Annotated in this window: 11 protein-coding genes; 4 read left to right on the forward strand and 7 right to left on the reverse strand. The window is 69.5% G+C overall.

The features are described from left to right. Window positions 1-15: 15 nt before the first annotated feature. The 7 genes from ACYVGI_RS02190 to ACYVGI_RS02220 all read right to left on the reverse strand — a co-directional run bounded on the left by ACYVGI_RS02190 (window position 16) and on the right by ACYVGI_RS02220 (window position 7,378). Window positions 16-2,178 (reverse strand): iron ABC transporter permease, encoded by a 2,163-nt coding sequence (locus tag ACYVGI_RS02190; protein WP_460631020.1) that lies wholly within the window; start codon window positions 2,176-2,178, stop codon window positions 16-18. Next, window positions 2,175-3,230 (reverse strand): iron-siderophore ABC transporter substrate-binding protein, encoded by a 1,056-nt coding sequence (locus tag ACYVGI_RS02195; protein WP_460631021.1) that lies wholly within the window; start codon window positions 3,228-3,230, stop codon window positions 2,175-2,177. Before ACYVGI_RS02195 ends, ACYVGI_RS02190 begins: the two co-directional genes overlap by 4 nt. Next, window positions 3,227-4,129 carry an ABC transporter ATP-binding protein gene (locus tag ACYVGI_RS02200; RefSeq protein WP_460631022.1) on the reverse strand — a complete coding sequence of 301 codons (903 nt, stop codon included), beginning with the start codon at window positions 4,127-4,129 and terminating at the stop codon, window positions 3,227-3,229. Before ACYVGI_RS02200 ends, ACYVGI_RS02195 begins: the two co-directional genes overlap by 4 nt. Before the next feature lie 134 nt (window positions 4,130-4,263). After that, window positions 4,264-5,145, reverse strand: coding sequence for a helix-turn-helix domain-containing protein (locus tag ACYVGI_RS02205; protein WP_460631023.1), 882 nt, complete (start codon window positions 5,143-5,145; stop codon window positions 4,264-4,266). 16 nt (window positions 5,146-5,161) lie between these two features. After that, window positions 5,162-5,806, reverse strand: coding sequence for a DedA family protein (locus tag ACYVGI_RS02210; RefSeq protein WP_460631024.1), 645 nt, complete (start codon window positions 5,804-5,806; stop codon window positions 5,162-5,164). 106 nt (window positions 5,807-5,912) lie between these two features. After that, window positions 5,913-6,941 (reverse strand): NAD-dependent epimerase/dehydratase family protein, encoded by a 1,029-nt coding sequence (locus ACYVGI_RS02215; protein ID WP_460631025.1) that lies wholly within the window; start codon window positions 6,939-6,941, stop codon window positions 5,913-5,915. Beyond that, window positions 6,938-7,378, reverse strand: a complete 441-nt coding sequence (locus tag ACYVGI_RS02220; RefSeq protein WP_460631026.1) for a MerR family transcriptional regulator — start codon at window positions 7,376-7,378, stop codon at window positions 6,938-6,940. The genes ACYVGI_RS02215 and ACYVGI_RS02220 overlap by 4 nt, the downstream gene beginning before the upstream one ends. Before the next feature lie 196 nt (window positions 7,379-7,574). Here ACYVGI_RS02220 and ACYVGI_RS02225 point away from each other — a divergent pair, with 196 nt between their 5' ends. The 4 genes from ACYVGI_RS02225 (at window position 7,575) to ACYVGI_RS02240 (ending at window position 11,830) form a co-directional block, all read left to right on the forward strand. Then, window positions 7,575-8,948, forward strand: coding sequence for an extracellular solute-binding protein (locus ACYVGI_RS02225; RefSeq protein WP_460631027.1), 1,374 nt, complete (start codon window positions 7,575-7,577; stop codon window positions 8,946-8,948). Window positions 8,949-9,012: 64 nt separating this feature from the next. After that, window positions 9,013-9,969 (forward strand): carbohydrate ABC transporter permease, encoded by a 957-nt coding sequence (locus tag ACYVGI_RS02230; RefSeq protein ID WP_460631028.1) that lies wholly within the window; start codon window positions 9,013-9,015, stop codon window positions 9,967-9,969. Next, on the forward strand, window positions 9,966-10,943 hold the full coding sequence (locus tag ACYVGI_RS02235) for a carbohydrate ABC transporter permease (RefSeq protein WP_460631029.1): 978 nt from the start codon (window positions 9,966-9,968) through the stop codon (window positions 10,941-10,943). Before ACYVGI_RS02230 ends, ACYVGI_RS02235 begins: the two co-directional genes overlap by 4 nt. Continuing rightward, a complete protein-coding gene (locus ACYVGI_RS02240) occupies window positions 10,940-11,830 on the forward strand; it encodes an NAD-dependent epimerase/dehydratase family protein (RefSeq protein WP_460631030.1) in 891 nt (296 codons plus the stop codon). Before ACYVGI_RS02235 ends, ACYVGI_RS02240 begins: the two co-directional genes overlap by 4 nt. The last annotated feature ends 1 nt before the right edge of the window (window position 11,831 follow it).

An 11,831-nucleotide genomic window follows, 5' to 3' on the forward strand; every position in this document is an offset into this window, starting at 1 on the left:
AGGAGCGGCGCTGCCTCACACCCGGGATCGCCGCAGCAGCCACACGAAGTACGGCGCACCGACCAGCGCGATCATGAGGCCGGCCGGAAGCTGCGACGGCGCGATCAGCGTGCGCCCCAGCGTGTCAGCGACGCACACCAGCAGCCCGCCGATCACCATCGAGACCGGGATGCTCCTGCCGTGCCTCGCCCCGACCAGCGAGCGCGCGAGGTGGGGCGCGATCAGGCCGACGAACCCCACGACGCCGACCGCGACGACGCTGACGGCGGCGAGCACGGCGGCGATGGCGAGCACGAACAGCCTGGTGCGTTCCAGCCGGACGCCCAGGATGCGCGGGGTGTCGTCGTCCACGGCCAGCAGGTCGAGCCTGTGCCGGAACGCGAAGAGCACGGGGACAGCCAGCACGAGCACGACGGCGACGGGCAGGACGTCCGGCAGGGTGCGCCCGTACGTCGTCCCGGAGAGCCAGGTGAGGATGCGCGGCGTCTCCCAGGGGTCGGAGCGCAGCAGCAGGAAGGTGGTGATCGCGCTCAGCCCGTAGCCGCAGCCGATACCGACCAGCACGAACCGATCCGGCAGGAGGCCGCCGCGCCAGGCCAGGCCGGCGACCAGCGCGAACGTCCCCAGCCCCAGCGCGACCGCCATCGCGATCAGCAGCGGTCGGCCGCCGGAGATGCCCGAGGTCACCACGATCACCGCGCCCAGCCCCGCTCCCGCAGTGATGCCCAGGATGCCCGGCTCTGCCAGCGGGTTGCGGACGGTGCCCTGCACCACGCATCCGGCCAGGGCGAGCGCCGCCCCGGCGAGCACGGCGGAGAGCACGCGCGGAATGCGCTCGTCGAACGCCCGGCCGATGAGGTCGGGGGCGACCCCCTGCATCCACTGGATCACGTCGCCCGTGCGCAGCCACAGGCTGCCTGCGAGCAGACCGACCACGGCGGCCACGACGACCAGCACCGCGCCGATGGTCAGCACGAGGACGAAGCGGCGGCGGGTGCGCATCGCGACGTGCGCGTGCTGCGGCTGGCGCACCGAGCCGGAGTCGCGAAGCCGCAGGGCGAGCACGACGATCAGCACGGCGCCGAGCACCGCGGTCGGCACACCCGTGGGGATGGCCGCGGCGCCCTCCGCACCCAGCAGCGCGCGCAGCCCGGCGTCGGCGAGCAGGATGAGGAGTGCGCCGACCAGCCCGGAGACCGGCAGGAGCAGGGCGTGACGATTCACGGCGCGCACCCGTCCGGCGATCAGCCGCGCGAGCACTGGAGCCCCGAGACCGACGAACGCGATAGGACCGGCGAGGGTCACGGACACACTCGTCAGCACGACGGCGAACAGGACGGCGCCGATCCTCGTCGAACGGACGGGGACGCCGAGGGAGGCGGCGGTGTCGTCGCCGAGACGGAGTGCATCCAGTCGGCGGGAGAGCAGCAGGGCGGCGGCCAGGACCACCACGATCAGCGGCGCAGCGCGCACGGACGCGTCCAGGTTCAACTGCGCGAGCGAGCCGCTGCCCCAGGCGAACAGGCCGGTGGTGTTCTCCTTGAAGAGGATGAGCAGCATGGCGGTCGCCGCATCCAGGGCCATCGCGATCGCGGAGCCCGCCAGGATGAGCCGCGTTGTCGACGTTCCGGATGCGCGCCCGGCGAGCCCGAGGACCACCGCAGCAGCGACCAGCCCTCCCACGAACGCGACTCCGCCGGACGCCCACAGCGGTACGGCGAGCCCGAACGCCGCCACGAGCGACAGTGCGAAGTACGAACCGGCCGTGACGGCGAGCGTGTCCGGCGAGGCGAGCACGTTGCGGGTGACGGACTGCAGCAGCGCGCCCGCCACGCCCAGCGCGAAGCCGACGGCCACCCCCGCGAACAGCCTGGGCAGTCGCGATCCGGTCAGGACGTCACCGACCGCGACGCCGCCGACCGTCTCTCGGGCTCCGGCGGCGTAGCGGAGCAGGTCCCCGACGCCGACGCCGGACGTCCCCTGGGTGAGGTGCCACATCCCCACGAGCACGACGACGAGCAGCAGGACGACGAGCACGACCGCGCCGGAGACGCCGCCCAGGACGCCGCCGCCGCGGACGCCGCGGCCGGGGAGGTGTCGCTCCCCGGCCGCATCCCGTGCCGCGCCGCTCTGTGCCGCGCCGCGCTGTGCCGCGTCGGCCTGTGCCGCCTCGCTCACCCCGCGATGGCGTCGACGTACGCGTCGATGGCCTGCTCGTTCGAGAGCGGTCCTCCTGCGCCCCAGACGCCGGACGGGAACGCGTGCGCCCTGCCCTCCTTCACCGCAGGGAGCGAGGTCCAAATGGCGCTCTTGTCGAGTTCCTTCACGTAGCTGTCCGCGGTGTCGTCGTTCGAGTAGAACAGGTTGGCGTCTCCCACAGCGGTCAGTCCCTCGATGTCGGTCTGAGCCAGGCCGTACGCCGGGTCGACGCCGCCATTGCCGTACGTCTTGTCGATCTCGTCCGTCCAGGCGGCGGTCATCCCCAACTGCTCGCCGAGCGCTGTGAAGAGGGCGCCCTTCCCGTACGGCCGGATGGCGACGTTTCCGCCTTCGATCCAGCCGTCGAAGAACAGGAATTTCTTCGTCGACAGGTCGGCGCCCGCCACCTTCTTCTTGGCCTCCGCCAGGTGCTCGTCGAACTGCTTCAGCACCGCGTCCGCGCGCTCGGTGCGGCCGGTGGCCTCCGCGATCATCGAGAACACGCTCTTCATGTTCCCGATCGGGTCGGCGGCGTTCGCGCCGAGGGTGGCCAGCACGGGAACGTCGCGCTTCTCGAGCTGGGCGATGAGGTCGTCGGCGGCGCTGAACGCCTCGACGATGATCAGGTCGGGCTTCGCCGCGTACAGAGTGTCGAGGTCCGGTTCTCCCCGCTCGCCGATGTCGGTGACGCCCTTCGGGAGCTTCTCGGCGCTGACGTACGTGCTGTATCCCGCGCTGTCGGAGACCGCAACGGGAGCCACGCACAGCGTGAGCGCATCCTCGATCTGCTGCCATTCGAGCACGGCGACGCGCGAGGCCGGCTTGTCGAGCGTGACCGTCCTGCCGACGCCGTCCGTCAGCGACACCGGGCCTGTCGCCGTCTTCGTGGTGTCGGCGGCGCAGCTCTGCGAACTCGCGGCGGGTGCCGTGCCCTCCGCCTCCGGGATGCTCGTGGTGCCGCAGGCGGTGAGCGTGAGCGCTGCGACGGCGAGCGTCGCGGCGACGGTCGCGATGCGTTGGGCGCGGATCATGGGTGGTCCTCTCTGATGGTGGATGCGGGAGCTGACGTGGATGCGGCGCCCCCAGTGGATGCGGTCAGCCGCCTCCCCGAGTGCCGCCCGAGCGGATCGATGCGCAGGCGGCCGGTGCGCTCGTCGACGTGCACGTCCACCGGAAGGTCGTACACCTCTCCGATGTTCTCCGAGGTCAGCACGGAGACGGCGTCTCCCGCCGAGTGGATGCGGCCGGCTGCCAGGAGCAGCACGGTGTCGGCGATGCGGGCGGCGTGGTCGAGGTCGTGCAGGACGATGCCGACTGTGACGCCGTGGTCGTCTGCGAGGTCGCGCACGAGGTCGAGGATCTCGGTCTGGTAGCGCAGGTCGAGATGGTTCGTCGGTTCGTCCAGGAGCACGACCCCGGTGTCCTGGGCGAGGCAGGCGGCGAGCCAGACGCGCTGCATCTCACCCCCGGAGAGCTCCCCCGCCGCACGGTCGGCCATCGTCCGGACGCCCGTCAACTCCATCGCGTGGGCGATCGCGCGGCGGTCCTCCGCGGAGTGACCGGAGAAGCGGCGGCGGTACGGGTGCCGCCCGAAAGCGACGACCTCCTGCACGCTCATCCCCTGCGGCGCCGGCCGCGACTGGCTGAACAGCGTAACCTCCTGCGCGAACTCGCGCGAGCTGAGCAGCGAGGCCGCCCGTTGACGCTCAGGGCCGCCGATGGTCACGTGGCCGTCGCCGATCGGATGCAGCCGGGCGAGGGAGCGCAGCAGGGTGGACTTGCCGCTGCCGTTCGGTCCCACCAGCGCGGTGACGCGGCCGGGCTCGAGTGTCAGCGTCATGCCGTGGACGACGGTCGTCGTGCCGAAGCGCAGGGTGAGGTCCTCCCCGCGCATGGCGGTCGCGGCGCGGGCGGAAGAAGGCGTGGGCATAGAGGGGGTTCCGAGTTAGGTAAGGGTTACCTAACTCAGACTAGGTGGGTCGGCGCCTGTCTGCAATCCGGCGCGGAAGACACCCGATACGGTTTTCCGGACACGCGGAGGCCGATGCGGTGCCGGGTGCGCTGTCAGGATGCGGTGCGCGGGTACGCGCCCGGCGTCGTGCCCATCACGCGCCGGAAGGCCTCGATGAACGTGCTCGACTGCGCATACCCGAGCAGTTCGGAGGTGGTCTGCACATCGTGCCCCTCCGCCAGCAGCGACAGCGCCAGGTGCACCCGGAGCGACTGCTTCCACTGCACGAAGGACAGCCCGGTGGTGCTCCGGAACGCGCGCGTGATCGTGCGCTCGCTGACCCCGAGCGCCGTCGCCCACTCCTTCAGGCCGCGTGCGTCCGCGGGGTCGGCGAGCAGCGCCTCGGCTATCGGGTCGATCCGCGGATCGCCAGGAACCCGCAGCACCAGCGCACGCTCCGACGTCTCGAGCACATCGAAGACGACGGCTTCGCCGCGAGCGCGGGCACCCGCATCCAGGTCGGTGCGCTGCAGGTACTCCAGCAGGGATGCGAGCACCGGGCTCAGGACGATCGCGGTCGGCTCCTCGAACCGCACAGGCGTGCGCTCCGGCTCGAAGAACGCGTCGAAGAACTCGGAACCGGCCGTGAGCCTTCCGGAGTGCACCTGCCCGGCCGGCAGCCACAGCGCCGCCCCCTCGGAGACCGTGAAGACGCGGTCGCCGACGCGCGTGGTCAACGTCCCGCCCCGAATCCAGACCAGCTCGTGATAATCGTGCGCGTGCGGCTCCCACTCCAGCGGAGCCGTCACCCCCTCCGACTCTGCGAGCACGACCGGAGACCCGTCCCTGACCTCCGGCATTCTGCCCGTCCTGCGCACCACAGTGCTCGGCTCGCGCCGCCAGGAGCCAGAGCCGCCCGAGCCGCCGGAGCCGCCCGAGCCGCCCGAGCCGCCGGCCCCGCCAGCGGCGGGCGGCGGCGACGGACGGCGGGGCATGAGAGGAGCATACGGGCTACGAATCGACGCGGGACCGTCTGCGCAGCGCGACAGCGCGAACCAGGATCGGCACGACGGAGACCACCACGATCCCGATCAGGATCACGTCCAGGTAGGTCGACACGAAGTCGGCGACGCCGGGGATGTGCCCGAGGCCGTAGCCGAGCAGGATGACGGCGGCCGCCCAGATCGCAGCGCCGACGACGTTGAACAGCGTGAACAGACCCCACCGCATCCGGCCGACACCGGCAGCGACGGGCGCGAACGTGCGGACGACCGGCACGAAGCGGGCGACCGTCACCGCCGCGCCTCCGAACCGGTCGAAGAACCGTTGCGTCCGCTCCACGCTCGCCCTGCTGAAGAAACCGGACTCCTTGCGCTCGAACACACGCGGGCCGCCCCTCCGCCCGATCGCGTAGCCGAGCTGGTCGCCCAGGAACGCGGCGACGATCACCGCGACGATGACCAGCCAGAGCGGCTCACCGATGTGACCGGTGAGGGTCAGCACGCCCGTGAAGAACAGCAGCGTGTCTCCCGGCAGAAAGAACCCGACGAGAAGCCCCGTCTCGGCGAACACGATCGCGCAGACCCCGAGAAGTGCCCACGGCCCTGCGGCGTCGATGATCCCCTGCGGGTCGAGGAGGCCGGAATGCGCGATCATGAAGTCCCATCTGGTGCGGCGCCGTCTCGTCTGGACGGCGATCGTGTCCAGTCAACCCGGCGCCTCCCCAGAAAGGTCCAAGAGTGGCCGACGCGCGAGCGCCCGATCAGGCCCCGCCCGCCAGCAGCCCCAGGTCGCGCAGGCTCTCCGCGGTCTGAACGATCGTCTCGACGGCGGGGCGCGGGCGCCAGCCCAGCTCGCGCTTCGCCCGCTCGTTGTGGATGGTGAGCGGCGTCGGCTCGTCGCCCGGAAGCTCCGCGGTGGGCACGCGGGAGGCGAGCGCGCCGAGTTCGGAGCGGAGCGTGGTCGCGACGTCGAGGAACGTCATGGTGGGGCCGTCCGCGAGCACGAGATAGCGCTTGCCTGCGGCGGCCGGGGTCGTCATCGCCGCGATGTGGGCCGCCGCGACATCGCGCACGTCCGCGATCCCGAAGCGCTGTCTGGGCACAGCCGGGATGGTGCCGTCGAGCATCCCCGTGAAGAACTGCAGCGACGACCGGGCGGATGCGGTCAGAGTGGGACCTGCGATCCAGGTCGGGTTGATCACGACGAGCTCCAGCCCGTCGCCCTCCCGCTCCACGAAGTCCCACGCTGCGCGTTCGGCGACCGCCTTCGACAGCGGGTATGCGGGGAGCCCGGGGGTCGCAGGGTCGGTCCAGTCGGTCTCGTCGTACTCGCGCACCGGCTTCGGCGTGTACCCGACGGCCGCGAACGACGACGTGAGCACGACGCGGCGAGCGCCGGCGTCCCTGGCGGCCCTGAGCACGCGCAGCGATCCGTCGCGGGCGGGCACGACGACCTCGTCCGGCTCGGTCGACTGGATCATGGGCGATGCGACGTGGTAGACGTCCGCGATCCCGTCCAGCGCCTCCGGCCAGCCGCCGTCGTCGGTGAGGGTGGCGACGACGAACGACAGTCCCGCGTCGTCCGCTCCCGCCCTGCGGACGGCCTCGCGCACCTCGTCGGCGCGATCGAGCGTGCGGACCGTGGTGCGCACGGCCACACCGGAGGCGAGCAGGTCGGCGATGAGGCGCGTTGCGAGGTATCCGGTCCCTCCGGTCACCAGGGTGGCGGCCGAGGAGGGGACGGGCGAGGAGGGGACGGACGGGGTGGATGCGGTGGGTTCGGTGGTCATCGGAAGGTCTCCTCGAGTCGGGGAAGGATGGATTCGAGCTCGACCCTGGCGTCCGCTTCCGCGGCGGTGTCGCCGCGGTCGCGAGCATCCCAGAGGGCGGCTTTCACCCTCAGGTAGTCGAGGTGGACGCGCAGGGTCGCGATCTGCTCGTCGACGCGCGCGGCGTGCCTGAGCAGGATGTCGCGCTGCTCGCCTGCCGCCGCGTGGCCGAGCAGCCTGTTCGCCTGGTAGGTGCGCATGTCTTCGATGCCGACGCCCATCGCGCGCAGGCAGGCGAGCACCTGGGCGGCGTCGAGGTCACCGTCGCGGTAACGGCGGTGGCCGCTGCTCTGGTCTCTGGCGATCGGGCCGAGGAGGCCGACGTCCTCGTAGTAGCGCAGGGTCGGCTCGCTGAGCCCGCTCTGCCTGGACACCTCCTGGATGGTCATCGTGGTCATGCAGACCATGAGAACAGACTTCAAGCGCTTGAAGTCAAGAACAGAGAAAACTTTCGTCATTGATTAATAACTCTCTGAGTTTTATATTTACAGCACCCGCCTTCGCGGCGGGATCGTGGTCGCACAGATGAGACAGCACGTGGCGGCCTGACCGAGCCGTCGACCTGGGCGGCACAGCACACGACAAGGGGTTTCAATGAAGAAACATGTACTGAGGGCCGGGCTCGCCGTGACGGCGGCCGCCGCTCTGATCGCACTCGCAGGCTGCTCCGGCGGCGGCACCGAGGGGGCATCTGCCACCGCGGACCCGAAGGCTAAAGTCACCATCACGGTCGGCGACGAGCCGACGGCGGACAAGAAGGCCGACAGGGAGAACTTCCTGAAGAAGGTCGACGACTTCCAGAAGCTCTACCCGAACATCACCGTGAAGCCCTCCACCGAGTACTGGCAGGCGCAGACCTTCCAGGCCAAGCTCGCCGGAGGCACCCTCCCCACCACGATGAACGTCTCGCTGACGTACAGCAAGCAGCTCATCGCCAACAAGCAGCTCCCGAACATGACGCCGTACCTCAAGCAGATCGGCCTGCTCGACAAGCTCAACCCGCTCGCCCTCGCCAACGTGAAGGACGACAAGGGCGACGTCTACACCGTTCCGTACAACCTGTTCTCCGTCGGCATCGCATACAACCGCGCGATCTTCCAGCAGGCCGGCCTCGACCCGGACAAGCCGCCGACCACCTGGGACGAGGTGCAGCAGTACGCCAAGACCATCGCCCAGAAGGTGCCGAATGTCGCCGGATATTCGCAGCTCACCACCAACAACACCGGCGGCTGGATGCTCACCACCATGACGTACAGCATGGGCGGCACCGTCACAGACACCTCGGGCAAGAAGACCACCATGGGCGCGCCCACCGAGAAGGCCCTGCAGCTCCTGCACGACATGCGTTGGAAGGACAACTCCATGGGGAGCCAGTTCCTCTACAACCAGGACGACATCCGCAAGGCCTTCGCCGCCGGCAAGATCGGCATGGTGCTGCAGGCTCCGGATGCGTTCGACCAGGCCATCCACAACTACGGGATGAAGCCGGCCGACTACGGCCAGGGCGCACTCCCGCAAGCGGACGGAGAGCACGGCACCCTCACCGGTGGCACGATCGCCATGTTCAACGCGAAGGCGTCGCCGAACGAGTTGCTCGCCGCATCCCGCTGGGTCGAGTTCATGAACTTCCAGAAGTACTTCGACCAGGACTTCGCCGTCGCCTCGGCGAAGGCGGACGCCGCATCCAACACCGCGGTGGGCACACCGGGTCTTCCGCCCGTCAGCCAGTCCGTCTACGACACGTACCTCGGCTGGATCAAGGACGAGATCAACGTGCCGCGCGACCAGTTCACGGGATACATCGACTCGAAGCTGAAGCTCATCCCAGAGCCGGCGGACGCCCAGAACACCTACGCGACGCTCGACCCGCTGGTGCAGAAGGTCCTCACCGACCAGAACGCCGACATCAAGCAGCTCGTGACGCAGGCGTCGACCGCAATCGACAGGAACCTGGCCCAGCAGCGCTGAGCCAGGACGGCGGCGGGGCGGACGAACACTCCGCCCCGCCGCCCCAACGAAAGCGAGCGACACCATGACACAGACTCTCGAACGACCGACGACGGGCACCTCCCGTCCAGGGCGCCCTCCACGGCGCAAGCGCCGACTCACCTTCACCGGCTGGTTCCGCTCCGGCGGTTTCGTGGCCGTGCTCTTCGCCGTCCCGATCGTGCTGACGTTCCTGTACTTCAGTTGGGGACCGGTCGTCAGCGGCCTGGTGATGAGCTTCCAGCGCACGAACCTCGTGGCAGCGCCCGTCTGGGTCGGCCTGAACAACTTCGCGTTCGTGCTCACCGACCCCGAGCTCCCGCAGGCCGCGCTCAACACCGTGTACTACGCGGCGCTCGGCCTGATTCTCGGCTTCCCCGTGCCGATCATCCTGGCGGTGTTCATCAACGAGCTCCGCAGGGGGAGCTGGGCGTACAACCTGCTCGCCTACCTCCCGGCCGTCGTGCCGCCCGTCGCGGGCATCCTGCTCTGGAAGTTCTTCTACGACCCGTCCAGCGACGGCATCTTCAACTCCATCCTGAGCTGGGTCGGCCTCGGCCCCTTCCCGTGGCTCAACTCGGAGGCGATGGCGATGCCGTCGCTCGTGCTCTACACGACCTGGGCGGGCGCCGGGGCAACGGCCATCATCTATCTGGCGGCCATCGGCGGCATCAACACTGAGCTCTACGAGGCGGCGGAGATCGACGGCGCAGGGATCTGGTCCCGGCTCTGGCACGTCACGCTGCCCCAGTTGCGCAACATCATCTTCATCATGATGCTGTTGCAGCTCATCGGCACGTTCCAGCTCTTCACGGAGCCGTTCCTGTTCACAGGGGGCGGCCCGAACAACGCGACACAGACGGTGATGCTGAAGATCTACAAGTACGCCTTCGTGAACGGCGACTACGGATCGGCCACGGCACTGAGCGTGATCCTCGCGCTCTTCCTCTGCCTGCTCTCCGTCGTCTACTACTACGTCACCAGGAGGTGGAGCCCATCATGAGCGTCATCGGAACAGGGGTCATCGTCGACCCCATCGACGATCAGCAGCCGGAAGGGCAGCCGCGTCGCCGGGGCCGTGCCAAACTGCGCGAGGAACGCGAGCGCGGTGCGATCTCGGCGACCGACCGCAAGCGCCCCGTCGTCCGGGCCTGGATGTGGGTGCTCCAGATCGTCATGCTGGTCGGCCTGCTCTTCGCCGGGCTCGGGCCGCTCGCCTGGTCGGCGCGCGCATCCGTCTCCACCAGTCAGGACATCCTCCGCGACCCGATGAACATCTGGCTGAAGCCCTTCCAGTGGGGCAACATCGGCCAGGCGTGGGACGGCGCCCAGATCGGCTCGTCCCTCGGCAACACGGTCATCGTCGCCCTGGGCAGCACCGTTGCGACGTTGTTCGTCAGCACGACGGGCGCATACCTGCTGAGCGCCCTTCGACCGAAGTGGGGGCCGATCCTCTCCGGCGCCGTCCTCGCCACGCTGTTCCTCCCCGGCGTGATCTCGCTCGTCCCGCTGTATCTGACCATCCTCAAGATGCCGGTCATCGGGGTGAACCTGCAGAACACTTTCTGGGGCGTCTGGCTCCCTGCCGGCGCGAGCGCCTTCAACGTGATCGTGCTCAAACGCTTCTTCGACTCAATCCCGCGGGAGCTGATCGAAGCCGCCCGGATCGACGGAGCCGGTGCCGTGCGCGTGTTCACGACCCTGATCCTTCCGCTGTCCCGCCCGATCATCGGCGTCGTCGCGCTGCTGACGATCGTGGCGTCGTGGAAGGACTACTTGTGGCCGATGCTCGTGCTGTCGTCTCCCAACCTGCAACCGGTGTCGGTGACGCTCGCGAACATGCCCAACGGCGCGATGCCGTTCTCCGTGCAGATGGCGGCCGTGTTCCTGACCATCATCATCCCCGTCATCCTGTTCGTGATCTTCCAGAAGCAGTTCCTGCGCGGGGTCAGCTCCGCCTCCGGGCTCAAGGGATGAGCGCGCTGGACGGGCGCCGCATCCTGATCACGGGTGCGGCGGGCAGGATCGGCCGGGTCGCCACGGCGCACCTGGCCGGCCTCGGCGCCGCGGTGACGGCGATGTCGCTCGACGGCGACGCGGTGGACGGCGCATCCCGTGTCGTCGCCGGAGACGCCCGCTCGCCGGAGGACGTCGCGGTCGCCCTCGACGGAGTGGATGCGGTGGTCCACCTGGCCGCGCTGGCGCACAGGGACATCGCCCCCGCATACGACGTGTACAGCACCAACGTCGTCTCGACCTTCGCCGTGCTCACCCAGGCGGCGGAGCGCGGAGTCCGCAGGGCCGTGGTCGCCGGCAGCATCAACCGGTACGGCCTGCCGCAGGGCATCGACAGCACCGCACTCCCCGCCTACCTCCCGCTGGACACCGACATTCCCGCCGATGTCTCCGACTGGTACTCGCTTTCGAAGCTGAACGATGAGAACACCTCCCGGATGGTGTGGCGCCGCTGGGGGATGGATGTGGTCACGCTGCGCCTTCCCCACACCAACACCGTGGACGTGCTGAAGAAGCTGTCCGCGGAGCTGACTGCAGACCCGCGGCCCACTCTCACCGAGGGCTGGTCGTACCTGGATGTACGGGACGCCGCCGTCGCGATCGAGCTCGGACTGACAGCGAGGGTCAGCGGAGCGCACGCCTTCTACCTGGCCGCGCCGACCACCATCGTGCCGTACCGCACGGACGAACTGCTCGACCGCTACGCCCCTGGGGTGCTGCGCACGCGCGCGTTCGCCGGGCGCGAGGTCCCGATCGACCTCACGACGGCGGAGCGCACGATCGGCTTCCGCGCTGCGCACGAGCTCGACCTGCCCACCACCGATCTGCCACCTCTCGACCCGGCCTGAC

The organism is Leifsonia lichenia, from assembly GCF_054780215.1.